A 25263-nucleotide genomic window follows, 5' to 3' on the forward strand; every position below is an offset into this window, starting at 1 on the left:
TCATTGCATGCCAACTGCAACACTGAGACGATCTGTCCCGTCTATTAACTTGAAGCGCGGCCCTAAGGAAGATTTTACCGCGACAGTACAAAGATTAGAAGGGATGAATATTGATGAATAACAACATGAAAAAAGTAAGTGCCGTGATGGCCCTGTCCATGGCATTGGGCGGTGGAGCCGCTTATGCAGCAACATTGGACAACACACAACCAGTCCATCAGACATCCGTTTCAGCCGATAGTAAGGCAGCTGATGCAGTAAACGTATCCGTGAATGGTGCATCCATCTCCAATGGTTATTGGAACAAGGATGGCAAAGTAGCCATGATCCCGCTGCGTGATCTTACCGAAGCACTGGGTATTGAACTGGAATGGCATAAAGAAACTAAAACGGCAGAGCTGACCCGTGGCGCTCTTTGGACACAGGTAATCACAGGCAAGGATCAATATTCCGTAAATAAAATGCTGCTCACGCTGGGTACAGCACCTGAAATCACAGGCGGCAAATTGTATGTACCGGCTTCTTTTGCCGAAAAAGCACTGCATGGACAAGTGAACACAACAGGAAATCAGGTGACGATCTCAAGCGAAGAGGACGTGAAGACGGTTACTGAACGTGGTGTAATTACCAGAATCTCAAACCAGGATAAATATAAGTCCATCCAGATTGGCGGTGCAGGGTTGGATGGCATCGTGCTCAACCTGAGCGATGAGACAAAATTCATCTCCGTTGAAGGGAAAGAAATTGCACTGACTGATCTGGCCATCGGCATGAACGTGGAAGCTGAGCATTCCCTGATCACCACCCGCAGTCTGCCACCACAAACGCCGACCTATAAAGTCACTGTACTGGATGCAGCTACAGCATCTGAGGCACAACCTCAAGAGGTTCTGGGTACAGCAGGTACAATTGAAGATGTAAGAACTACAGAAGGCCTTATCTCACAGATTGAGATCACAGGTACACGGTTAACAGAAACCGGTCCTGACCACGTGGTGCTGAATATCAATAAAGATACACTGCTCGTAAACCACGAAGGTGAGACGGTGAAAGCTGAAGAACTGACCAAAGGAGCCAAAGTCATTGGGTTCTACAGCCCTATACTGACACGCAGCCTGCCTCCGATCGGAACAGCATGGAAAGTCGTTGTTGAAACACCTGTAACATTGCCGGAAGCGAAATAAATCGAATAGAGCATGCGACTGGTTAAGCTAAGGCACATGTTCTATGTTGCCGACCAAATGCATCTCTTGGCTGGTTTATTGCCATAATTGTGGCGTATTGCGATGGCCAGCCATCCGGCGAAGTCCATTCAAAAATAACCTTATCCGTTTGTCTTCTGACAGTCACGGGTAAGGTTATTTTTCGTTTTTAAGGATTAGGGTTTTAGGAGCGTGCCTTCAAACTTGCTTCAAACGAAGCGCACCTGAACTTGTCCGGAGCAAGCACGTGCAACATGCGCTGCATACGACATGCGCTATATACGGACATACGTTGCATACGACGTGCGTTGCATACGGAATGCATGGGCAAGCAGAATAAGCGATAACGAATTTTAGGCGTCTTATTATTCTAGGGTTTAAAGTGCCTGTAAAAACCCAATGAATCCCAGACACGCTATGTGTGAATAAACAGCTGTTTACAGCGTTTTTGTCAGGATAATTCGGGAAATAACATGTCTGATGTTCCTTACATTTTCAGAAGAGGACTTGAGGGCCAAATAAGACGTCTTGAGTTCCTTAGGAAAATCTTCACGATAAGCAAGCTTCGCCGGATCAACCAACTTGGACTTCATCTTCAACAATTGCTTCCACTTCGATCTCAACCATCAACAAGGGATCAATGAGTGCGCTAACTTCAACCATGGTGGCTACAGGCTGAATCTGTCCAAAAAATTCACCGTGCGCCTTGCCAACTTCCTCCCACCTGGAGATATCGGTCACGAACATTCGGGTTCTCACCACATGCGACATATCAGCCCCCAACTCTTTCAGTGCATTTTCGATCGTCTGCAAAACGAATCTTGTCTGTGCATACGGGTCACCTGCCCCAACGACTACACCATCTTGCATCGCGGTTGTACCCGCTACTTCGATTCGATCCCCTACACGGATGGCACGGCAATATCCCACCAAAGGTTCCCATGGGGAGCCGGTAAATACCTGCTGTCTACTCATTCTCTCGTCCCTCGCTTTGGTTGTATTTATCCATCTGATTAAGCATGAATTATATCAGCCCATCATCATCTCAGACAATAGAATAGATTTTAATTCTATCTTAGTGCAGCTCCAGCACGTGGTGCCCTGCTTCATGACAAGGTGGTCAGCCAATATCATTTTTTACAGAAAAAAATCCCCTGAATGACTGCTCTTCGTTTAGATCAAGAGCAGTTTATTCGGGAATTTCAAGAAAATTAAAGTTTTCTAAGGTTGAAGCATCCAGATTACAACTTGATATTAGCCTCATCGAAGTATTCTTCCAGGGTTAACCCACTTTTGGCCACATCTGGTGCCAAATCGGTACCGATGTACCGAATATGCCAAGGCTCATAGACGTAACCGGTTATATCTTCTTCACCTTGCAAATAACGGATGACGTATCCATATTCTGCAGCGTGTTCAGCGAGCCACTGTCCTTCCTTCGATGTGCCGAATACCTCTTCCAACACATTGCCCACACTCGGGCTGGATACATCAATGGCAAGACCCGTCTGATGTTCGCTTCTGCCTGGAACAGAGCTTACACGATCCGTGTATTCCTGACCTTTGGTTTTGACATTGTTGTTGTAGATGGACACCTGACGTTGATATGAACGATAGCCCGACACCGCACGAAGCTCAATGCCATCCGCTTTTGCACCTGCAAACAACTTCTCCAGTGCCTCCGCCGCTTCCTTGCGCATATGCCGCTTCTCGTGGGGTTCATCGAAGGAGAACGGTACATTGGGTTCCACCAGATCGTCCGGCTCATAACCTTCAGGCAGACTGCGTTGTTTGTTCACAATGACCGTCATAGATGTGGCATTAGTCACCACAGCTTCTGCGTCAATTGTTGTTTGCAGTGCGCTGATGCTGCGTTTCTCCATCAATGGATCTTCCGCTGTCGCTCCGTTACCATCGTCTGAAGAACCCTGCTCTTCGCCTGCCGATGCATTCCCGGACTCGCTGTCCGTGCCTTCACCGCTGTTGCCAGAAGATGATGTGTCATCCCCGCCAGCGTTGTCACCATCCGATCCCTTATCCTCCGTAAAATGAACGGTTGTGCCGTCAGACTCCTGTTGTGTGCTACCTGTTCCATTCGGATTTTGGCTCTCCTCTGTGCCTGAACCGTTCTGGCACGCCGCAAGCAATGCTCCGCATATCATCAATGAGGACAGCATAACCACCATGCGGCGCTGTCTTCCTGTACGTGATTTCATGTAAAAACTCCTATCGCAATAATATAAATGTTTTCTAGTTGTCTGCGTACAATGTTCCCTGCGACAGTATACCTTAATTGGGAGCGAAGCTCCACCGGTATAGACCTCCTTAAGAAGAGATCGGAATGAACATATACGGCCTGTACAGCCTGTATGATCGTTTTTTGGACTTTTAGAGCACCATGCTGCAATCAAAACAAGCAGAGGTGATCTGAGATCTCCCCCGCTCTGATGGGTGTATCATTTGGTTGCCGGGCTGTCCGTCTTCTTCTGGACAGCCTGCCACATCCGCGCGGCTACACGCTCGCGGATCAGATCCAGCCCTGCGGTGGCCGGCAAGCCTTGCAGCAGTGCCGTCAGCTCCGGCAACGCCGGCGGCTTGCCCGGCTGCGTGAGGCGCACCTCAACGGCGCCAAAGCCCGGCCCCGGCTGGTGCATGGCGCCGTCCGCGGCTGCCTCGGCGATCCACTCGCCGACGGCCGCGCCGCCTTCGCCGCCCCGCACTTGCGGGCGGCCAGCCGTTTCCGCTGCGCGGCCGGGGCCGCTGGGATCATGGGCGAGTTCCTCCGCCCATGCCCCCAGCACGCCGGCGAGCAGCGCTTCGCGCGGCAGGCCGGCGTGCGCCAGCTGCAGCAGCGGCTCGGCCGCGAGGCGCGCGGCTACGGCGCGCTCAGCGGCCGCGGCATGCGCGCAGCTCGGGCGGCCGCAGGTGCACGCCACGGCCGTGCTGGCCGTTGCTGCTGCGCCTAGCGTGCCCTCCGGCGCTTGTGCGGCCGTCAGCAGCGCGGCAAGCTCCTCAGGCGCCGGGCCGCCGCGCAGCAGGGCGTACAGCGTCAGCGGGCGCTTGCGCAGCTGTGCCAGCACAGCCTCGCGCTGGGCTTCGCTCAGTCGCGCCGGCGTTCCCGTGACCGTGAACACGCCTGCGGCTGATCCAGTCTTACCCTCAGCAGCGGAGACGGAAAACTCCTGGTCCGCATCCGCTGCTGTATCTACTTCTGCTGTCCATCCACCGGGGGACATATGCAGCTCGATCTTCCATTTTTCGCTCACAACAATCCCCCTTTCTCAACTTTCTCAACATCTATATTCCCCTGAATGTTCAAGGTCACAGCCACGTCTCGCCCTGAAGAGAAATCAGGCCACGCAGCTCATCATCCGACATTTCGGTCAGCCAATTCTCGCCTGAACCAACGACCTGCTCGGAGAGTGCCTTCTTGCTCTCAATCAGCTCATCGATCCGTTCCTCAAGCGTTCCCTGACAAATCAACTTATGCACCTGAACGTTGCGATTCTGCCCGATTCGGAATACACGATCCGTCGCCTGATTCTCAACGGCAGGATTCCACCACCGATCATAATGAACAACGTGACTCGCCCGTGTCAGATTCAGACCTACACCTCCGGCACGAAGAGATAGAACAAACATGGACGGTCCCTCTCCTTTTTGGAAAGTTTCCACCATTTCATCCCTTTGCGCTTTCGACACGCCACCATGCAGGAAGTATGGCTCTTCCTCATATCGCTGTTTCAACCTCGATACCAACAGATCTCCCATAGCAACATACTGCGTGAAAATCAGGGCCGATTCCCCGTTATCCCGGATCGCGTCGAGCAGTTCAAGCAATCGTTCCATCTTGCCGGATGCCTCTGCCTTGCCGTGGTCTTTCCGATTGCTGTCCGCCAGCACCGGATGATCACAGATCTGCTTGAGCTTGGTCAGGGAAGACAGTACAATCCCCTTCCGGGCGATGCCATTTCTGCCGTCCAGCCCTCCCATCAGATCATCCACCACACGCTGGTACAATACCGTCTGCTCCGGCGTCAGGGAACAATAGGACTTCAGTTCAAGCTTCTCGGGCAGATCCTTGCGAATATCCGGATCACTTTTGAGCCTGCGCAGCATGAATGGAGATACCAATCGATGAAGCTCACGCAAGGATGCTGCATTTTCTTCGGATGGCCCCAGCCCCGTATACCGCTGGCGGAAGGATGAAGCTGTGCCCAGATACCCTGGATTGAGAAACTGGAATATCGACCAGAGTTCGCTCAATCGGTTCTCTACAGGCGTTCCCGTCATCGCAATACGATGAAGTGTAGACAGACGCATCACGCTTTGTGCTTGCTTGGTACGGTAGTTCTTAATATATTGTGCCTCATCCAGCACAACGGTGGACCAGTGCAATGAAGCCAGATCCGGGCCATCCCTGCCTGCCAGATGATAGGTCGTTAGGACAATGTCATGCGTCTGTGCTTCTGCCTGAAAATCTTTCCCATGCAACCGTTGTCCGCCGTGATGAATGTACAACGACAGATCCGGGGCAAACCGCTTCAGCTCACGTTGCCAGTTTCCAAGCAGTGAGGTAGGACACACAATAAGTGCAGGCAGATGAACAGGCTGTTCACTCATGTGCTGATCTGCCGTGAAAGAACCCTCTGATCCATTCAACACCTCATTCTCACGAGCTTCCTCTTCAGCCGCCTGACGTTCCTCATGTTTGCGGTCCAGCAGACAGGTAATGACCTGAATGGTCTTCCCAAGTCCCATATCGTCCGCAAGACATACACCAAAGCCCAGCTCACGCATCGCGGATAACCATTGGTAACCGCGTTCCTGATAAGGTCTTAGTTCACCATGCAATTCTGCCGGAACCTGTCGAGGCTCAATGCTGCGAAGCACCTGTCCATCGAGCAGGAAAGCAAGCATCCCATCGGATTCGGCACCAAAGACGGAAAGACCCTTCCATGCAGAATCCTCCCCTTCATCCGCAGCCAGATGCAGCCATTCGGAGAGAGGCATATATTGTTCTTCTTCTTTTTTCATATAACGCAGGACTTGGCGAATCTCTTTCGTATCCACTTCAATCCATTCACCACGGAACATGACATAAGGAACTGTGGATTCAGCCAGTGCTGCCAGTTCCTCTGCCGTGACTGGTTTACCGTCCAGCATGGGCTCTGCTTTGAAAGCAACCAATTGTTCCATGCCAAGCGCCGATGTGGCTCCAGGCAATCGCTCTGTTCCCCGATTCAACATCTGCAGACGGAGTCCAGCCCGACGTTTCCCGGCACGACTCCACCTTGAAGGCATGAGAACGGTTATCCCGGCTTTCTGCAAACGCGGAACGGCATGTGTGAGAAATTCAAAGAAACCCTGCTGCTCCAGCTTGATTCCCTCCGGACGTGCGGTAAGCAACGCCGTCTCCAGTTCAGGTGCCAGTTCTGCTGCTTGCCCGAGTGCCATCAGCAATTGCTCTGCCGCCGAGGTATATAACACTTTTCCTCGGTCCAGATCCCGCTCCGGATGCGCCCAGATGGTCCGTGCAGGCAACCTCAGGCTTGGTTCCTGCTCGCTATCCACCCAAAAATCGATTCCCCAGATCGTCTCATGTTCGCCGAGTGGAGGCTCCAGGCGGAGCACCAGCTTCAATTGGCCTTCAGCAGGCGCCATCTCTTCTGCTCCCACGATTGGCATCGACGTTCCACCAACTTCTTGCAGCGTATGAATAAACGCTGTCATATCGTCTGTCGGTCCTTGCACCGTCACAGGACGGAACATCGAGATCAGACTGTTCCACCAAAGTTCGGCTACCGGCGAAGATCCGCGACGATATGGCGTGCGGTAACGGGACAGTTCACTGTCCATGCCCTCCAGTTCAGTCGTCACTACAGCATGAATCATCCCACTCATGAATGAAAATAATACCGCAGCCCCTGCCTCTTCACGCGTTTCCGGTTCCAATGAAGCGTAAGCCCCAGGCGCAGACAGGCCGATCGGAGGCATCGCTTCAGCAAGATCGCGGAAGCGTTCAATGTCCTCCTCCTGCTGCAAGCGTGGCCGCCATACACCTGTCAATGTCTCTTGCCCGGTCCGCCGACGTGCTCCGGTCTTTGCTGCGAATTCAGCTGATGGAGCAATTGCTCCCCGCAACAGCAGCTCCTGTGTGAACTGCGCCGCTTTGATCCAGTAACGCATCTCTTCTCCAACCTGAATTCCGGCAGCATTGAACAAACGGTCATCCCACTGCAACAGCAACCTGAAGGCATCCTTGGGCGAGACGGCCAATCCTTCCAATGTGCGTCCCAGCAGTTGACGCCGCTTCGTGTTCTTGGCTTCAGCCGCGTTCCTCAGCGGGTTAGGCCAGCGCAGCTCCGCAAGACGCAGAGCGGCAGGCTGAAACAGACGACCCCCGTCGCCAAAATTCAACCGTCTTACCACGTGGCTCCATGCATCCACACGTGGTTCCGATGTTTCACCGGAAAAACAAAAAAATACGTCACCAAGCCATACTCCATACAGCGATTGCATCATTAAAGTCTCCCGTCATCCCTTCGCATTGTTACTCTCCATCATATACGAAAATGACCGGATTTAAAAACCTTTGCCCACAAAAAGTGGTTACTTCGTTGATTAGGGCGTGTCTCAAAACTCGCTGAAGTGCACCTTTCACCCCCTTTTCGCCCCCTGCTGCGTCTCTTTCCCTTGACGCGCCCCGGCACGCCTGCGGAAAACTTTCTTGCATGGAACGAAAATTCAGCAAAATCTGCTTCCTTCGGAGTTTTCAGACACGCCCTAGCAGCACAAAAAAATGTCCCTTCTCCCGAAAAGCGGATGAGGAACATTTGGTAAACCGAAGGATAATACTGAATATTGTAAGAATTACGGATCGTTATACTACTATGATCTGATCAAGCTGCCCAGCAATACATCCAGGTTCAAAATGCCTGCACGATGATCTTCACAGAACCCGATTTTGTCAAAAACGCCAAGCATGAAGCGGCGGTGTTCCTCAGCAGGTTCCTCGAAACGATCGTAACTCACGACGGAGTCAACCATATCGACGATCAGAGGTACAAATCCTCCTTTGTAAGGCACCACAATAATACGTGTAGAGGAGGTGTCCTCCTGGTCTGGCATGCCTAACAATACACGAAGACTTACCACCGAAACCACCTTACCGTACAACGAAGCAAAACCTCTGATCTCCGGACTTCCAAACGGGACCGTAGTCACCTGCACCATTCTGATGATCTCATGAACTTCATCAATTCGTAGTGCAAAAATCTGGTCTCCTACCGAAAAATTAATATATTGCATGCCCTCATCCATAGTTATCCCCATACCCTCTCATTCCGTATAATCAGACTACTTTCGTCTCATTAGATGTTACTTTGGTGTATCGGTTATTTTGGATCAAATGTTTAGGCTTCAGATCAATTTTGCCAACTTCAACAGGCGTTACATTACGATTGCTGTCTCCACTCTGCTCATTTGCCCTGTTGATTAAACAAAGTTCCATTTCCTTGGATCACGCTGGATGAAAGCACCGCTTGTGTAGTTGTTTTTGCCTGCAAATAAATCTGATCTTGAGCCATTCACCCCCTCTATTAAAAGCCATGTAACAATACCGTATAAACTACCGATATAAATAGTATATACAGGATTAGAAAAGAGGAAGATCATGACGCTCAAAACCAAAGTTATTGTCATCGTTACCACCATCTGCATTCTGCTTGCTGCGCCACTCAGCTATATCGCTCTGTACGTGATTGAGAAGCAAGCGACAAAATCCGTAGACAATGAGCTGCAAAGCACAGTCCAAAAAGCAGTAACAGAAGTCAACGGATGGGCTTTGACTCAAGCCAAAGTCATCGAAACACTGGGTAAAGTCATTGATGATACAGTGCCACTCAATGAAATCAGCATGGAACATCTGCAAGCTTTCCAACTGGCCTCCAACAAAGAGGATATCGCCACCATTTATTTCGGTCTCGAAGACGGTACATATCTAGACGGAGCAGGTTTTATTCCGGATGCAACCTTCGATGCACGTGAGCGTCCATGGTACGTTGCCATCAAAGCTTCGAATCAACTCACGTTCAGTGATGCTTATGTCACCAAAGCCGGTATACAATCCATATTTATCGGTGTGCCGCTACATGACGAGAACGGGAATTTCCAAGGGGCTATCTCGGAAAATATATCACTTGATTCCATTAAGGATGAGATCAGTTCGATCCACACAGACAACGGATTCACCTTTTTGCTGGACCAGAAGGGTGTTGTCCTCTCACATCCGAATCAAGAGTTGTTGAACACACCTCTAGCCGAACAAAGTGACTATACAGATATTGTGGATACGATGCTTGATCAACCTAGCGGGTTGTCCGAATATACATATAATAACGATCGGCAGTTAATCTATTACGAGAAAATTCCGAATACCAACTGGATTGTGGCAACCTCGATCTCCAAAGCTGCTGCCTTGGCGGAATTCACCAGGACAAGACAGCTGTATTTGGCGTTTATTGTTATTTTCACCGTGGTGCTGGCGGCTCTGGCCTACTTCTTCGCACTCAGAACGATCAAACCTCTGCTGAATATGAAGAACAGTGCGCAACAATTGGCGGCGGGAGATCTTACGGTGCAAGTTGCCGTCAAAGGTAGAGATGAAATTGCACAATTGGGAACTTCTTTCAATGCCATGTCCGCCTCTCTGCGTCAGTTGATTCAACAAGTGGATCACTCCGCACAGCAAGTACAGGCCTCTTCTCAAACGATGTACAAGGAAGCTTCCGGCAGCAATGAAATTGCAGGTCAGATCTCCACAGTTATTGAGGAGATTGCCAAGGGTGCAGGTGAACAGGCTGAATCCATCCAGTCCGGTGCAGAAATGGTATCTGGCATCAATCAAGTGATTGATCAAATTACAGATGAAGCTCATCAAGCTTCGCAAACGATACTGGATGTTACTCAGGCCATGGAAAGTGGCACAAGCGCTATCAGCCGCCAGATGGATCTTTCTGAAGTCGGACAACAATCCACTACTCGGGTCGAAACATCCAATGAACTATTACTTAGCAAAATTGGAGCAATCTCCGAAATTACGGGCAGTATTCAGAATATTGCGGCCCAAACCAATCTGTTGGCCTTGAATGCATCTATTGAAGCTGCCCGTGCTGGAGAGCACGGTAGAGGATTCGCAGTGGTGGCGGGTGAGGTTCGGAAACTGGCAGAACAGTCCTCACAGTCTGTAGCGGGTATTGATCAGTTGCTGAATGATTTGAATGCTGCAGGTCAGCAAAGCGCAGCAGAGCTTGAGCAATTCAGATTGAATAGTACAGCTCAATCCGACTCCATGGCAGAGACATCAGCATCTTTTGAGAATATCCGTCAGTCCATTGAGGAGATTATTCATCAGATCAATTCCATAACTTCGGGCATGAACAGCATCAAATCAGGTGCTGCTCAGGTCTCTGACGTCATTACAGGCCTTGCAGCGGTTGCCGAGCAAAGTGCCGCTTCAACCGAAGAAGCGGCGTCATCGACCACGGAGCAATCCGAGTCCATTGGTAACATCGCAGAAGCCGCCAAGGCATTATCGGGTCAAGCGGATCAGTTGCTGCTGGAAGTCAGTCGTTTCAATACGGAGAGTAAGTAACCTGACATTAAAGCTCATTAATTGATATGCGAAAAAGACCAAAGACCGGCTTGAAGCTGATCTTTGGTCTTTTTTTATCCCCATATTTTATGGATCGGTTTCTATGTTTTCAAATACTTGGAACAAAAAAACCGAATTTCTGTGGATAACTCGTTTAATTACTCCAAAACGACTGTTATACCGGATGAAAACATGAGTTATACCTGTTTTGTGGATAAGTTGTGCACATATTGCACACATGTTGTGGATATGTTTAGCTTTTTATGTGGATATTTATTATATTAATGTGGACATGTTGTGTATTTGTTTGTAAATCTGACGTAAAATCTGAATTTCCACTCCAGTTATCCATCACTGTGGACACGTTGTGGACATGCCCGCTTCCCCTCCATGTAAATACGGGGATACGTAGTTATTCAATTATTCCACTAATTCACCCTGACGCATGATTAGCTTGTCATCGATGTACACGTCCGGCTTTTGCACAACAGCATCAATGTGCACACCTGCCGCAATCGTGCCACCGAATGTGTTATTGCTGCCAAAGGCGACATGGATCGTGCCGTACACCTTCTCATCCTCCAGCACTACCCCCGTAATGCGTGCCTTGTTATTGGTACCAATGCCGAATTCACCGAGAAAGCGACCATCACCCTCACCGAGCGTTTCCAGTAATTGAGCCCCATCGGGTCCTTCAGCTGACACCAACCGTCCTTCCTTGACGGTTAATAACATCGGTTCACGGAGTGCACCAATTCCAGCAACGGAGCCATCAACCAGAATACTGCCCTCGCCCTTACCCTCAACGGGAGCAATATAAGCTTCTCCTGAAGGCAGGTTGCCCGATTCACCGGGATTCAAATACAGGCCTGTGCTTGGTACACCATTACGATTCTCTATGGAAAAGGAAAGACGATGTCCCTGCTTCTCTATGCGCACATGGCGACCTGCGGTTAATAGAGCCGTTACCTTCTCGGTCAACGCCTTTACTTGCGAATACTCAGCTGCAATGGCTCCATTCACAAACATATCCTCTGTCATTCCGGGCATTGTTGCCACTCGGGTCCCTGATGCGGCGGCTTGTTTGCGTGCCTGGGTATGCGTTAATGAATATCGGGTTACACACACCGCTACATCCGCCCGAATCATGGCCTCTGCGATCGGTGCAGGCGGCTCTTCTCCGGATCTGCTGCGTTCCTCCATAATTAGCAGGACCGACTCCGCACCAAGTGCTTTTCCTGCCTCATAGATGGATTCGGCCAAATCCCGTTTCATATCGTCTGCGACAACCACCAGATGTTCTCCGCTTCGCAGTCCGAGACATTCGGTTAGTACCTTTTTACTGATTTCTACACGTTGCTTGCTCATACATTCATCTCTCCTGTCTTGGTTTCAGCTCTCACAACTCTATTTGACCCTTTCGACGATTGACCGGGGACTCCTGCATGTCCAAATCTGAACTCACCCTCTAAGTAGCAGCCCATTCAGCAAGGATTGCGGCTGTTTCCTTATACTGAAACGTCGGAAAGTAATGTCCATAGGGTACATCTAAGCGTTTGACCTGTGAGTTCATATCCCGGGGATAGTGATATTCCTGATCTTCCTTGCCCCATACGACTAGAGTATTGTTGGTGTGGTCATCACCCCACTCTTTCATCCAAGAAAATGAACGGACGCTTCCCTGCTTGCCAGAGTGAATCCACCGTAACAAATCCGCATTCGCACCCGCAATTCGAGGAGATTGGAGACTGGAACGTATTCTTTTGGCCATCGTATGAGTCGTAAGACTGCTCTCGCCTGCACCGCGATATGCACTGAACATTTGATTCCAACTCTTCTCTGATCGGAGACGAAGCAACGACCGCATCACACCTCTTGGCAAACGGGAAACCCATTTTAGCACATTCGGGTTCGAATTGTTGGCAGCTGGCTGAAGCAAACCTAACCGAATGTCTGTCCGTCCGCTACGCATCTGTGCCGCAGCTGCAATAGCAGCACCGATTGAATGACCGACCAGCTTCACCGGACCTTCAAACTCACCGAGCGCCTGAAGCAACGCATCCACCTGACCTTCAAATGCTTCATCTCCCTGATGTACAGGGGAACGACCAAATCCAGCGAGATCGATTAACCATACCGGATTCCCGGTCTGTTCCCTAAGCTGTTGTCCCAAAGGTAACATCTCATCAGCAGATTGGAGCAAACCATGCACAATAATCCAAGGTTCTCCCTCACCCTCCCAACCAAGCATAGCCATATTTCCGCTCCGTGAACGAATATAATCTGCCTTAAAATCCTCAGGCAACGGCGTATTACGAAGGCGATAATCCAGATCGGCTGTAACCAGCGGAAGCTGTTCCCGGATGTCCGGCCAGGATTGCCCCATGCGTGTGAACAGTGCCTCCGTCTCTTCGACCGGGAATGACCTGTTGGTAATAAAAGCAACCGACTCTGCTGGAACACCACTGATGCGTGTTCCACCTGATTTCATGATCCATTGAATCCATGGCAGGGGCACAGCCCCCTTGGGCTTGGGTACATCCAGTTGCTCTGCCAGAAGATGCAGCAGTTCCTTCATATTGGGGCTGTCTTCCTTCCGCGCCAACAGTGGATAGGTTCCTCCGGCTGGATCTGCTTCCCTGGATAGGAAAACAAGTGTCTGTGCAACAACATCATTCTCAACAAGGGGTAACCAGTAGGACGCCCCTCCCGGCACGACCGGCATAAGTCCTTTCTGAACCGCCTGAATGAGCAGCCCAATCCCACCCGTTTGCTCTGTTTCCCCAGTGGGACGCGGCCCAACCACGGTACTCGGATTCACAACAGATAAGGGATAGTTATGCTCTTCCGCATGTTCACGAATATGCAGATCGGCATGAAATTTCATCTCTTCATATGCGCTTTCCTGATCGCCAACATGACCGCCCTGAAGGTAATTTCCCTGCTCGTTCCGCTGTCCATAGGGACTCATGAAACCAACCACGTGGATAAAGTGTCTCAGTCCGCGGGTATGATGAATTTCCTGTGCAATTTGGCCCACTTCTCTGGCCCCGTTCATGAATATCTGTTCGGCTACCTTTCGTTCCAGGGTAACATCCATCGTTCCCCCGGCATGAATGATCACATCTGCTTCAACAACACGCTCCCGATCTGCCGCGGTAAGTCCAAGACCCGAAATGGACAAATCACCTGTAATGAAGGTTACTCGGTCAAAATCCTTCACTCCGTAAGCCTTCAGCACCGTTCTGGCACGCTGTTCCGATCGAACCAACAAGAGCAATTGATCGTCTCCCTGCGCGAGTTGTTTGACCGTTTCTTTGCCGATAAAACCGGTGCTGCCTGTCATGAAAATGATTGTTGGCTCCATATCAGACGTGCTTATTACCTGATTAATTTTTGTTGAATTTGACGCTGTATTTTCTTCATTGGATACTTGGATCGTATGTACGTTCATTCCGTTATCGCTCCTTTTAGTACCATTCAGTACTAGTTATATTCAAAAAAAGAGCTTCGTTTACCGAAGCATCTGACAAAACGTACGTGCCGATTGTTCAATAATTCCTACATCACGCTCAGTTCCCGCCAGGATCAGTGAACCTTCCAATGCTGCTATAAATAATAACGCAGCCGGTCCCGGTTCGATTCCCTTGCGAAATTCACCGCGATCCAAACCTTGCTGAAACAACTTCTCCACCATAGGTCTGAGCTCGCGAAAAAATCTGGATATGCTTTCCTTCACTTGGGGTGCGCTGTCAGGTGTCTGCATATATAACGTGACAAACGGGCAGCTCCCCTCATAATTTCGACCCTCAATGCCTGCCGACAGCAATGCCATAAATGAGTAGATACGCTCCTCCACTCCTCGCTCCCTCTGGCTGAGCAGCAGATACAACTCCGACTCATACTGGGCGACCCAGTATTGTACCACGGCCTGAAGCAGTTCCTCCTTGTTTTTAAAGTGATAATAAATGTTGGACTTGGATACCCCACTCACTCGCACGACCTCATCCATGCTGACGTAGCTGTACCCCTGACGCAGAAATAATTGTGCAGCCACTTCAACGGCCTTGGTCCGGTTCACTGGATTGGAACTCTTGGATTTGGCAGGTCCGGGATTCATTTTTTGATTTGTCATATTTAGAACTATACAGTACTAATCGGTCGAAAACAAGTATTTATGTTAATCATAGATCATCTTCAGCTTATACGAATCCATACTTGTCCACATTTAGAGATTTATACACACAGATATCCACATATAGTATTACGTGTGTGTTAAATATGCCATTAGATCGTTAAACTGCTTTCCGGTTATCCACACTTCAGAGATATTACATTCTCTCATTCTTCCCAACTTAGTGGCTCTTTGGGAAAACTAAAACAGGCCCACCAGAATGAAAGTTCTGGTAGACCTGTTTACTGATTTATTCTGAACACTTCATAACGATTACGTTAACCTGTGGATACTATTTTTTGTGGATAAGCTAAGGTTTATTTTTTCAGACTATCCCAGTTCTGCTGTAGTGCATCGAGCAATCCGGCTTTATCCGATTTGCCTGCAACATAAGCCTGAATGGTGCTGCCATACTCTTGTGGAACACCTTCAGGGAAACGGTTGAAGTTCCAGCTCAGTGTTTTATTCGCCTGGCTATACTTCATGATCTCTGTGGCGAGGTCACCCAGATCCTCCTCAGATGCCGTAATGGAACTAAACGCCGGGATGAACTTGAATTCTTTGGTCATGTATTGTTTCCCGATATCTGAAGTTACGAGCCACTCCAAAAACTCCTTTGCTTCCGTTTTCACTTGAGAGTTCTTGTTCACAACCCAATAGTTCGGTACGCCGACAAACAATTTGTCATTGGATTCATTGTTAATTGGCATTGGCAGGATACCCAGATTCAGATCGGGATCGATTCCATCGATCTGTACTTGAGTCCAGTTCCCTTGCTGCATCATCGCCGCTTCTCCACTCGCAAACAACGTAACTTGAGTGTTGTAGTCGGTAGTCAGCGGGTTTTTGTTGCTGTATTTCAGCGTTAAGTCGAGCAAGTTAATCCAGTCGTTAAACACCTGATTGCCAGCGATTTTCTCCGTGCTTTCGTTCAATCCCTGGATGAATTTCACCGGATCTGCCTGATTTGCAAATGCCACGTTTACGTTATGATTACCCAGCACCCACCACTCCTGATAACCGTTCGAGAATGGGGTAATGCCTGCGGCTTGAAGTTTCTGTGCAGCTTGATCCAATTGTTCCAGTGTCGTTGGAATTTCGGTAATACCCGCTTTTTGGAAGAGGTCTTTGTTATAAATGAAACCATAACCCTCCAGCGCCAGCGGCTGTCCATATAACTTGCCGTCTTTGGTCATTGGCTCTTTGGCTACTTCAAGCGCATCCTTGGCCCATGATTCTCCGGACAGATCTTCCAGATATTCAAGCCATGTATCCAGCTCACGATAACCACCTACGTTGAAGATATCCGGTTGTTCGCCAGCGGCAAACTTCGCTTTCAATGCAGCGCCGTAGTCACTGCCGCCACCTACAGTCTGAATATCCAGTTTCACGCCTGGATGGGAGGATTCATACTCCGCTTTGAGACGATTGAGCGCTTCCGCAATTTCGACTTTGAATTGGAAGATTTTAATGGTTTTATCTCCTGCAGCAGCCTCGCCACCACCTTGAGCATCCGTGTTGACCGGACTGCCACTCTTGTCTCCATTGCCACAACCCGCGAGCATTACCGAAAAAGCAATCAGCATAAGCAACGTCAACTTCGTCATTCTTTTCATACATACACTCTCCCTATAGTAGTTTCAGTATAACAGTTCACTAAAACATAATTACACTGGCACTCCGATGACAGAATAACCTTCCGATCGCTGTTATCCCCAGATTTTTTTGATCCATTATTAATGGGAAAAATCCTGGGATAGCGTATGCTTCCGAAGTAACTTTCTTCCAGAAAGCTTTTAGGCGAACGCTTCGCTTCTTCAATTTATTTCTGCCCTCTTCGTTATCGTTGTAAATGTTTAGTTGAACTTATCAAGCCTTTATCAAGGAAGGAGCCCATTCTATCTCGGCCTCTCTCTCTTCAGGAGTCATGGCCAAGCTATGCGGGCATGTCTCCCTTTGCACACCTCCATGCGAGGTGGGAGCAAAGGGATCAGGATGCGATGTAGGAGCGGAGCGTTCGCCTTTGAAACTCGGTGGCTTCCTTGCCCTAATACATTCAGGCCACCGAGGGGCAACAGCGACCGAAAGCGCAACTTGAGCCCGCCAGCGACCTTTGCCTCGCACTCCGCCACAGCGACCCTTGCCCTCGCAACACTCACCCTTTAACTGATCCAGCAGTAATCCCCTGAATGATATACTTCTGCATCAGCAGGAAGAAGATAATGATTGGCATGATGCCCAGCACAAGTGCCGGCAAGGCCAGATCCCATTGTTTCGTATATTGTCCGAAGAGCGCAAAGGTCGCAATCGGGATCGTACGCAGGTTCGAGCTTTGCAGGATCAGGGATGGCAGCAAATAATCATTCCAGATCCAGAGTGTATTCAAAATGATGACGGTTACATACATCGGTTTCATCAGTGGAAATACGATTCGGAAGAACACACCATAGGCAGAGCTTCCATCCACCCGAGCTGCTTCCTCAATCTCCAGTGGGACGGATTTCACGAATCCGTGAAACAGGAAGACAGACATCGGTGCCCCGAAACCGAGATAACAGATAATGAGGCCGCCAAGGCTATCGATCAATCCCAGATTACTGGTTACAGTAACGAGTGGAATCATGATAGACTGGAACGGAATCACCATGGCGGCAATGAACATGCCGAACAAAATCCGGTTGAACCGGGTATCGCTGCGAACCATTCGGTACGCGGCCATGGAACTGATCAGCACAAGCAACAGATTGCTGACTACTGTAACGATAAGCGAGTTCATCAGCGCGGACGGGAAGTTAATTTTCTCCCAGGCGTTCGCATAGTTGCCCCATTGGAATACTTCCGGCCATGCAGCCGAATTGGTGAGCAGGTCACCGAAGGTTTTGACTGAGTTGACGAACAGGAAGTAAAACGGAACCAGGAATAAAAGTCCAATGAGCACCATGACAATCTCGGTTAAAATGGTACTGAAGCGGTAATTTTTTGTCGTCTCCATTAGGCTTCTACCTCCTTGCTCTTCGTCAGACGTACCTGAATCATGGTGATGATGGCAACGATAACGAAGAACACGAGTGCTTTGGCGGTTCCGATGCCATATCTGTTATTCACAAAGGCTTCGTTGTAAATATTCAGTGCAACCGACTCTGTTGATCCGAATGGTCCACCTTTGGTTAGCGACAGATTGAGATCGAACATTTTGAACGACCAGGAGATCGCCAGGAACAGACAGATCGTAACACCCGGCATAATGAGCGGAAGAATGATGCTCCGCAGTACCTGCCAGCGACTTGCGCCATCAATCTCGGCAGCTTCCAGCAGATCCGGGGATACATTCGTCAGAGATGAGATGTAGATGACCATCAGATAACCTGCGGTCTGCCATACAAACACAATCACGATTCCCCAGAAGGCGGTCGGTTCATCTCCTAGCCAAGGAAGGTTGAAGAAGGACCATCCTGTTACATCGCCTACTGCTGAAAACCCTTTCACAAATATGAACTGCCAGATAAAGCCGAGCAACAACCCACCGATCACGTTAGGCATGAAAAAGATCGTACGCAGAATGTTTCTCGTCTTGAGCGGTTTGGTCAGGAAATAGGCCAGGAAAAAGCCAATCACATTGGTCAGTACCACACCAACTACGGTGAAGCGCACCGTAAACCAAAACGCCGTTTGGAACTTGGGATCATTCGCAAAAACATGCACGAAGTTATCGAAACCTACCCAATTAATGTTCTCGGATACCCCGTTCCAATCCGTAAAGGAATACACCATGCCAAGCAGGAAAGGGACCACGATGATGAGAATAAAAAACACGATGGAGGGACCCACGAACACAAGCTGCTGTAACAGCTGTGAAGATTTGCGATGCTTCATATCGTTCTCCCCTTCTATAGATGGATGAAATTGGTCTCTTTCTCTATTAAACTCCAATATCGCCGAGGGAAACACCGACCCTCGTGAACAGTTGGGGGTAAAATATTGTCCTATCTTAACCTGCAACCAGAAGGGGTGTCCCGATGTCCAAGTACTACAGTATACGCACCAAATTGATTGCCTTTATGCTCATCGCCACCACACTTCCACTGCTTGCGTCAATCAGCATGACATTTATCCAGACCAAGACGGCCCTGCGGGAACAAGCTGTTGAGGAGAATAAACGCCTGATCTACCAAGCGTCCACGAATCTCAATAACTATGTGGATAACGTGGCCAGAGCGTCGCTGGCTGTGTATAACGACCCGAACTTCCTGCGTAACCTGGCGAAGATTCCTGGGGATTATCGTGCGGTGGCCGAGGTATACACTACTTTGCAGACAATCCGCGCTGCTGTACCGGATGTTTTTCAGCTGTATTTGCACTCTTTTGCCGCCAATCAATCCACCCTAATTACCAATCCCTTTCCGAAGCGGGAGGAACGTACACAGGCCTATTCCGGCTCGCTTCATGGAAAAACTGGGGGTGACAGCCCGGATATTTGGGTTGAATCGGCTCATATGAGTCACACTTACGGATTCAAGGCTGCCTCCCCGGATGATCCTGCAAGAACGGTCATTACCTTGCATCGGGTGATCAAGGATATTCCGTCCACCGAGCGTCTGGGTGTACTCGCCATTGATCTGAATATGAGTACCATTGCAGCCATCTGTGGCAGGCTGTATGATCCGGCTAAGGAACAGATCTATGTTGTGGATGGTCAGAATCAGATTATTTACCAGGGACGTTCCGAGGTTAATCATACGGATGCGCTGCGAGAGGTAACAGCCAATGAACTGAATATCGCACGATCTGGCGCGGGTACAGCCCAGAATGTCGCAGGACATTTTGAACAGGATCGTTCCATGTATGTATACCAGCAACTTGGCAGCACGTACGCGGACTGGACCATCGTCAAACAGATTCCGAATGAGACGTTATACGCCAGAGCCACCACACTCACGTGGAATAACGCGATGATTGCCATCGCAGCACTTGTATTGGTCATTGTCGCAACCTTGTTCATCTCCATCCGAATCACCGGTCCGCTCAAGCAACTCATGCGGTATATGAATCAAATCCAAGCCGGGCGTCTGCATGTGGATATCCATCTATCCAGCCGAGATGAATTCGGAGTGCTCGCACGTCATTTCCGGGATATGATGGATACGGTAAATAATCTTATTTTGCGGGAATATCGACTCGAGATCGCCAATAAGACGAACCAACTCAAAGCATTGCAAGCGCAGATTCACCCGCATTTTCTCTATAATACATTGCAATCCATCGGTACACTTGCCCTTCAACAGCAAGGACAGCGGGCGTATACCCTACTCTCTTCCCTATCGAAAATGCTGCGTTACAGCATGCGGGATCAGACTTGTGTGACCTTACGCGAAGAGGCGGAGCATGCAAGGTTATATCTGGAACTGCAACAGGAGCGGTTCGGTGACCGCCTTGAGGTGGAATTGGATTTTGCCGAAGATACCCTGTCTGTTGAAATGCCACGAATGACGTTACAACCTTTAATTGAGAATTATTTCAAACACGGGGCAGATATTCAGCCAGGCAAAGGTCACATCTCCCTATCCAGCCGTCGGATCAATGATCATTGGATTGAAATCGAACTGAATAATAACGGACCCTCCATACCTGATGATAAATTACTGGAGATTCGGAGATGGCTTCATTCTAATCACACATCAACCGGGTTAGCCACACAAGAATCGGATGAGTCCGAGTCCATCGGTCTACGAAATGTGATACGCCGACTTCAATTGAACTCACATCCCGGTCACTCAGCTACACTTGAGATCAGCAATCGCGAACCGAATGGTGTGAAGATCAGGGTCAAACTATACGCGGGAGAGTGAACACATGAAGGCACTGCTTGTAGATGATGAAAAACATGTCCGCGATGCCATAAGATTGCTTGGTCATTGGGAAGACTTTGGTATTGATACGTTACTTGAAGCAGCAGACGGAGAGGAAGCTATCGCCTCCATCACGGCACATCAGCCTCAGATTATTCTTAGTGACATGCGTATGCCGGGCAAAGACGGGATGGCATTGCTTGAGTGGATATCGGCTCATGCCCCACACAGCAAGGTGCTGGTTATCAGCGGATATGATGATTTTGAACTGGTGAGGCATGCAATCAGGCATGGTGGCATGGACTACCTCCTGAAACCTGTGGAAGCAGATGAGTTGAATGCATCTCTATTAAAGGCCGTTACAGCTTGGGAAGAGGAGGATGCCATTCGGTTACAATCTACCAGACAATCCATTGTCGTTAATCGAATGCGCCCCCACTACCAGGATCGTCTGCTCACCGAACTTGCTGTGGGCAGAGGCAGCAGCCCATCACACATGCAGCGATTGCAGGATGAGTTGAATCTCCCCTCTCTAATCCCTGTCTGTAGTGTCGCTGTGACCAGCCTGTCCCATCTGGATGCAGGTTGTCTGGCAAAATATCGCAGTCAACCCGACCTGCTTGTGTTCTCAGTCCTCAATATCTGTGCCGAAATGTTATCCTCACCAGACGAAGGTGTAGTGTTTCGTCAGTTGGACCAGCCGGACGAGATTGTTCTGCTGCATTGGGGTCCATCCATTTCATTGGAGCATATTCTGGACAAGGTCAATCATGGATTAGAGCAGACGATTCAGCGCCGGCTTCATTTCGGCATCTCTACCTGTGAGTCCTACCCTGGCGGAATCTCAGCAGCCTATCTGGAGGCAAGTTCAAGGCTGTGGAGACGTAATGCTGTGCAAACCAAACAGCGAATCCATGCTTCAGTGGAATCATCAAATGGGAATAAAATCAGGCGTTTAACCGCCCATGAAGAACCCCTGCGTATGGCTGCCATGAGCTGCAGAGCTGCCAGTATATCTGCTGCAGTCGCCGAGTGGCTTGACCCGATTACTGATCTTGAAGTTGTCAGTGCTGAGCAGATCCAGCAATGGATCGATGAGCTGGAATGGATGCTGAGCCGCTGGCTTGATGATACGGCAGGTTCGCCGTTCAAAGAGGAAGACGTGACGGAGGAGCAGTCTATTCCCTTTGCCGAGTTATCTTTTGACGCTGAAGGACTGCTGTCTTCCCCCCTTCTTCGTTCATTGTTGGAACAACGACTGCTTGCCGCAGGAAAAGCACTTACCGCTCATCACCCTGCCAATCCTGATCCCATGAGTGAGATTGCCCGTTATATGGACGGACATTATCAGGAAGACCTGTCCTTACAGCAGATTGCTGCGCGTTTCTACCTGAGCCGGGAGTATATTTCCCGTAAATTCAAACAGCAATTTGGCCTGAACTGGTCGGAATATCTGGGAAAACTGCGGATCAATAACGCCAAGTTGTTACTGCAGAACCCTTCCCTGCGAGTTGCCAAAATCTCGGAGATGGTTGGCTTTCAGGATGAAAAATATTTCAGCAAAGTGTTCAAAAAAATGGAGGGCATCACGCCAGCGGAATATCGTAAAACATTATTGGAGGCTGGTATGTAACGAGTACCTGTACCGAATTTCAAAAAAAGAGTACTCCCGGCATGGCTCATCGGAAGTACTCTTTTTTTAACTTTACTTTTACATAGAATCGCTTATTTCATGATTTCATGACGTCTGCTTGGCTCTTTATTTTATAAGATAATACGATCCGAAGATCATCACATAGCAACATCCTAGTACACTCACCAATCCCGCAAAATCACCGCAGGTACAAGTCGAATGTAGATGAGCTCTCCTGCAAGCTCCACCATCGTCTGTGTAACAATAACAGCCGCAGCTAGTGTCGCCCATTCTGGAGGGAGTGCCAGCGCCAGTGGCAGAACAACCAGCGAATTCCGTGTGGCTGAACTAAAAATCAACGCCCGTCCATCTCCTGGATTCAATCCAAACCAAGTAGCAATGAGCCGGGATATCCAGGGCATAATGATCAGAAAAGCAACGTAGATCGGGATTACGTTCAGGATGATCGCCATATCATTGTAGACTTTGCCAATCTGTGAAGCGACGACCACAATCAGCGCGAGTGCCATCATCGGAACCGGGAGCCATGCCGTCGCATTCATGACTCGCTCACCGCTCGCTTTACCTCTAGAGAGAACTTGTGTAACAACAGCGAGCAGCAGTGGAATAACGATCAGGAACAGAAAAGCCTCCACGAACGGCCCTACTTGCATGACCTGCGCCACCTCAGCACCCATAAATAACCATAAATAAAAAGGTAACAGGATCATTTGTACTACAAACAGAAGAGGTGTTGCGGCCAGCATCAGTTTCTCATTGCCCCTGCCGAGCTGTGTGAACACTATGACGTAATCAATGCAGGGCGTTAACAGTACGAGATAGACTCCGACCAGAACGCCTGATGATTGTGGAAAGACCAGTGTAAGCAACCATACGACTACAGGTACAATGATAAAATTAGCCACCAGTAACGCCACCATAAATCGCAGGTTGGACCAGGACTCTTTTAACTGTAAAAAGGGAATCTGTACGAACATGCTGTATAACAAAACGGCAAGTACCGGGGACACAGTGTAGTGTAAAACATTTCCCCATGTTGGATTACTCAGCCCTATGACTGCTCCTAAGAACAGTGAAACAACATAGAACCAGGTTTGCTGTTTCTCCATCATTTCTCTTGTGAGCATTCTCTTCCTCCTCTTTCAGTGGAACATCGTGGGCATGGACATATTTCTGCTTCGTTACGCGTACATTGGGACAGAGTACTGTTCCAACGTAGCGGCAGAGCACAAGGATTTGAAAGATCAATTTGTGAATTTTTTGCGGCTGTTATTAGAATGGGCAAGAACTGGGTATATTCATTGTAGACTGACCCGTGGTTCATTCATTTCGTTAAACCAAGGAGGAAACACAATGTCACGTAACAATCCGTACAAGTGGTTAAACGCCATTGGTTTTATCGCTGTAATTATCGTGAACTACCTTTCCAACGCTCTGCCGATCGGGGGCAGAACCAACAAGGAAGTATCGGATATGTACCCTGTTCTACTTACACCTTCTGGGTATGCCTTCTCTATATGGGGTTTGATCTACTTGCTGCTTGCAGGCTTTGTGATCTATCAGTTCGTGCCTGCTTCTTGGAAGAGGGACTCCATCACCCGTCTCGGGTATTGGTTCCTGGCAAGCTGTGCCTTTAACGTAGCCTGGATTTTTGCTTTTCAAAACTTGCAGACGGGTCTTGCGTTACTGATTATTGTACTGCTTCTTTTGTCTTTGATCGTACTGTATGTAAAAACACGTACCATTACTGTTCCGACCACTGCTGAGATCTGGCTTGTAAAGCTGCCCTTCAGCATTTATCTTGGATGGATTAGCGTGGCAACCATTGTCAATGCAGCGGTGCTGTTATATAAAATAGGCTGGGATGGTTTTGGTATCAGCGAACCAACCTGGACTATAATCATGCTGATTGTCGGTATGGTGCTAGCAGTTCTTGTTAGCTTCCGTTATCGGGACAGTGTGTACCCACTTGTATTCACATGGGCGTATATCGCCATTGCACTTAAACAAAAGGATGTCACTTCCGTATATTATACAGGCATTATCATTGCGATCGTACTGGCCATCTACGCGGTATGGCTGTTCTTCGCCCGTAATCAGGATCGCGATTGATCGAATTCCCTCATTAAAATGCAAAAAAACATAGCGCAAAAGCAAAAAGCCGATTTCGGGTCAAATGACCCGAAATCGGCTTTTTATGTATACCGTTGGAATGGAGTTTGTCCTATTCAAGACTATTTCAAGGCTATAACTTCAATCTCCACCAGTGCATCTTTTGGCAAACGGGCCACTTCCACAGCACTGCGTGCAGGATACGGCTGTTCGAAGAATGTGCTATACACTTCATTCACAGGAACGAAATCGTTCATATCCTTCAGGAACACTGTCGTTTTCACGATTTTATCCATACTTGTGCCTGCTGCTTCAAGGATAGCCTTCACATTGCTCAGGGACAGACGTGTCTGCTCCTGTACATCTGCACCGAATTCTCCCGTTTGGGGATTCAGACCAAGCTGTCCCGAAGTGTAGATGAAATCGCCTGCATCAACGGCTTGACTGTATGGACCAATGGCGCCTGGCGCCTGATCGGTTGAGATTGGTTTTTTCATGGACGAGTTCTCCTTCATGTTCGTTATCCTGCTACCGCAAGGAGTCAGGGTTCGAACTCATTTTTGTTGCCTATTATACCACGATCTACCTCCAGCGAGAAACGCTCCTCACCAGCCATATGA

General features: G+C 49.0%; 18 protein-coding genes. 5 read left to right on the plus strand and 13 right to left on the minus strand.

The window, feature by feature from the left end; all coding sequences use genetic code 11:
* Nucleotides 1-113 precede the first annotated feature (113 nt).
* Complete coding sequence (locus tag ACTHPG_RS22900; RefSeq protein ID WP_440391681.1) at nucleotides 114-1184, plus strand: copper amine oxidase N-terminal domain-containing protein; 1071 nt, start codon at nucleotides 114-116, stop codon at nucleotides 1182-1184.
* A gap of 591 nt (nucleotides 1185-1775) precedes the next feature.
* On the opposite strand, the gene ACTHPG_RS22905 is transcribed toward ACTHPG_RS22900, so the two are convergent.
* The 5 genes from ACTHPG_RS22905 to ACTHPG_RS22925 form a co-directional block, all read right to left on the minus strand.
* On the minus strand, nucleotides 1776-2177 hold the full coding sequence (locus ACTHPG_RS22905; RefSeq protein ID WP_440391682.1) for a RidA family protein: 402 nt from the start codon (nucleotides 2175-2177) through the stop codon (nucleotides 1776-1778).
* Nucleotides 2178-2443: 266 nt separating this feature from the next.
* Nucleotides 2444-3418: a M15 family metallopeptidase gene (locus ACTHPG_RS22910; protein ID WP_440391683.1), complete on the minus strand. Its 975-nt coding sequence runs from the start codon at nucleotides 3416-3418 to the stop codon at nucleotides 2444-2446.
* Between the two features lie 240 nt (nucleotides 3419-3658).
* Nucleotides 3659-4468: a hypothetical protein gene (locus ACTHPG_RS22915; protein ID WP_440391684.1), complete on the minus strand. Its 810-nt coding sequence runs from the start codon at nucleotides 4466-4468 to the stop codon at nucleotides 3659-3661.
* A 55-nt stretch (nucleotides 4469-4523) separates the two neighbouring features.
* Entirely contained in the window at nucleotides 4524-7727 is a 3204-nt protein-coding gene (locus tag ACTHPG_RS22920; protein WP_440391685.1) for a DEAD/DEAH box helicase, read from the minus strand.
* 366 nt (nucleotides 7728-8093) lie between these two features.
* Nucleotides 8094-8513 (minus strand): chemotaxis protein CheW, encoded by a 420-nt coding sequence (locus tag ACTHPG_RS22925; protein WP_164783412.1) that lies wholly within the window; start codon nucleotides 8511-8513, stop codon nucleotides 8094-8096.
* 364 nt (nucleotides 8514-8877) lie between these two features.
* Between ACTHPG_RS22925 and ACTHPG_RS22930 the strand changes: the two genes are divergently transcribed.
* Nucleotides 8878-10857, plus strand: coding sequence for a methyl-accepting chemotaxis protein (locus ACTHPG_RS22930; protein WP_440391686.1), 1980 nt, complete (start codon nucleotides 8878-8880; stop codon nucleotides 10855-10857).
* Nucleotides 10858-11277: 420 nt separating this feature from the next.
* Here the strand turns inward: ACTHPG_RS22930 and ACTHPG_RS22935 are convergent, their stop codons facing one another.
* From ACTHPG_RS22935 to ACTHPG_RS22960, 6 genes are all read right to left on the minus strand, one after another.
* Nucleotides 11278-12225: an aminopeptidase gene (locus ACTHPG_RS22935; RefSeq protein ID WP_440391687.1), complete on the minus strand. Its 948-nt coding sequence runs from the start codon at nucleotides 12223-12225 to the stop codon at nucleotides 11278-11280.
* Nucleotides 12226-12325: 100 nt separating this feature from the next.
* Nucleotides 12326-14311: an alpha/beta fold hydrolase gene (locus ACTHPG_RS22940; RefSeq protein ID WP_440391688.1), complete on the minus strand. Its 1986-nt coding sequence runs from the start codon at nucleotides 14309-14311 to the stop codon at nucleotides 12326-12328.
* Between the two features lie 60 nt (nucleotides 14312-14371).
* Nucleotides 14372-14938, minus strand: coding sequence for a TetR/AcrR family transcriptional regulator (locus ACTHPG_RS22945; protein WP_440391689.1), 567 nt, complete (start codon nucleotides 14936-14938; stop codon nucleotides 14372-14374).
* A gap of 410 nt (nucleotides 14939-15348) precedes the next feature.
* Nucleotides 15349-16647, minus strand: coding sequence for an ABC transporter substrate-binding protein (locus ACTHPG_RS22950; protein ID WP_440391690.1), 1299 nt, complete (start codon nucleotides 16645-16647; stop codon nucleotides 15349-15351).
* A gap of 539 nt (nucleotides 16648-17186) precedes the next feature.
* A complete protein-coding gene (locus tag ACTHPG_RS22955; protein ID WP_315939158.1) occupies nucleotides 17187-18023 on the minus strand; it encodes a carbohydrate ABC transporter permease in 837 nt (278 codons plus the stop codon).
* Nucleotides 18023-18904, minus strand: a complete 882-nt coding sequence (locus ACTHPG_RS22960) for a carbohydrate ABC transporter permease (RefSeq protein WP_036607341.1) — start codon at nucleotides 18902-18904, stop codon at nucleotides 18023-18025. Before ACTHPG_RS22960 ends, ACTHPG_RS22955 begins: the two co-directional genes overlap by 1 nt.
* A gap of 143 nt (nucleotides 18905-19047) precedes the next feature.
* Here ACTHPG_RS22960 and ACTHPG_RS22965 point away from each other — a divergent pair, with 143 nt between their 5' ends.
* Nucleotides 19048-20877, plus strand: a complete 1830-nt coding sequence (locus ACTHPG_RS22965; protein ID WP_440391691.1) for a cache domain-containing sensor histidine kinase — start codon at nucleotides 19048-19050, stop codon at nucleotides 20875-20877.
* Nucleotides 20878-20881: 4 nt separating this feature from the next.
* Entirely contained in the window at nucleotides 20882-22510 is a 1629-nt protein-coding gene (locus tag ACTHPG_RS22970; protein ID WP_440391692.1) for a response regulator transcription factor, read from the plus strand.
* A 182-nt stretch (nucleotides 22511-22692) separates the two neighbouring features.
* Here the strand turns inward: ACTHPG_RS22970 and ACTHPG_RS22975 are convergent, their stop codons facing one another.
* A complete protein-coding gene (locus ACTHPG_RS22975) occupies nucleotides 22693-23658 on the minus strand; it encodes an arsenic resistance protein (RefSeq protein WP_440391693.1) in 966 nt (321 codons plus the stop codon).
* A gap of 226 nt (nucleotides 23659-23884) precedes the next feature.
* Here ACTHPG_RS22975 and ACTHPG_RS22980 point away from each other — a divergent pair, with 226 nt between their 5' ends.
* Nucleotides 23885-24643, plus strand: a complete 759-nt coding sequence (locus ACTHPG_RS22980) for a tryptophan-rich sensory protein (RefSeq protein ID WP_440391694.1) — start codon at nucleotides 23885-23887, stop codon at nucleotides 24641-24643.
* 122 nt (nucleotides 24644-24765) lie between these two features.
* Here ACTHPG_RS22980 and ACTHPG_RS22985 read toward each other — a convergent pair whose 3' ends face one another.
* Nucleotides 24766-25140 (minus strand): RidA family protein, encoded by a 375-nt coding sequence (locus tag ACTHPG_RS22985; protein WP_017690870.1) that lies wholly within the window; start codon nucleotides 25138-25140, stop codon nucleotides 24766-24768.
* Nucleotides 25141-25263: the final 123 nt, after the last annotated feature.

This window comes from Paenibacillus sp. SAF-068, assembly GCF_051967555.1.
In the GTDB taxonomy this organism is placed as follows: domain Bacteria; phylum Bacillota; class Bacilli; order Paenibacillales; family Paenibacillaceae; genus Paenibacillus.

What these genes read in the sequence shown, in the direction of transcription:
- ACTHPG_RS22900 (WP_440391681.1), top strand. Translation starts at nt 114, where the DNA reads ATGAATAACAACATGAAAAAAGTAAGTGCCGTGATGGCCCTGTCCATG.
- ACTHPG_RS22905 (WP_440391682.1), bottom strand. Translation starts at nt 2,177, where the DNA reads ATGAGTAGACAGCAGGTATTTACCGGCTCCCCATGGGAACCTTTGGTG.
- ACTHPG_RS22910 (WP_440391683.1), bottom strand. Translation starts at nt 3,418, where the DNA reads ATGAAATCACGTACAGGAAGACAGCGCCGCATGGTGGTTATGCTGTCC.
- ACTHPG_RS22920 (WP_440391685.1), bottom strand. Translation starts at nt 7,727, where the DNA reads ATGATGCAATCGCTGTATGGAGTATGGCTTGGTGACGTATTTTTTTGT.
- ACTHPG_RS22925 (WP_164783412.1), bottom strand. Translation starts at nt 8,513, where the DNA reads ATGCAATATATTAATTTTTCGGTAGGAGACCAGATTTTTGCACTACGA.
- ACTHPG_RS22930 (WP_440391686.1), top strand. Translation starts at nt 8,878, where the DNA reads ATGACGCTCAAAACCAAAGTTATTGTCATCGTTACCACCATCTGCATT.
- ACTHPG_RS22935 (WP_440391687.1), bottom strand. Translation starts at nt 12,225, where the DNA reads ATGAGCAAGCAACGTGTAGAAATCAGTAAAAAGGTACTAACCGAATGT.
- ACTHPG_RS22940 (WP_440391688.1), bottom strand. Translation starts at nt 14,311, where the DNA reads ATGAACGTACATACGATCCAAGTATCCAATGAAGAAAATACAGCGTCA.
- ACTHPG_RS22950 (WP_440391690.1), bottom strand. Translation starts at nt 16,647, where the DNA reads ATGAAAAGAATGACGAAGTTGACGTTGCTTATGCTGATTGCTTTTTCG.
- ACTHPG_RS22955 (WP_315939158.1), bottom strand. Translation starts at nt 18,023, where the DNA reads ATGGAGACGACAAAAAATTACCGCTTCAGTACCATTTTAACCGAGATT.
- ACTHPG_RS22960 (WP_036607341.1), bottom strand. Translation starts at nt 18,904, where the DNA reads ATGAAGCATCGCAAATCTTCACAGCTGTTACAGCAGCTTGTGTTCGTG.
- ACTHPG_RS22965 (WP_440391691.1), top strand. Translation starts at nt 19,048, where the DNA reads ATGTCCAAGTACTACAGTATACGCACCAAATTGATTGCCTTTATGCTC.
- ACTHPG_RS22970 (WP_440391692.1), top strand. Translation starts at nt 20,882, where the DNA reads ATGAAGGCACTGCTTGTAGATGATGAAAAACATGTCCGCGATGCCATA.
- ACTHPG_RS22975 (WP_440391693.1), bottom strand. Translation starts at nt 23,658, where the DNA reads ATGCTCACAAGAGAAATGATGGAGAAACAGCAAACCTGGTTCTATGTT.
- ACTHPG_RS22980 (WP_440391694.1), top strand. Translation starts at nt 23,885, where the DNA reads ATGTCACGTAACAATCCGTACAAGTGGTTAAACGCCATTGGTTTTATC.
- ACTHPG_RS22985 (WP_017690870.1), bottom strand. Translation starts at nt 25,140, where the DNA reads ATGAAAAAACCAATCTCAACCGATCAGGCGCCAGGCGCCATTGGTCCA.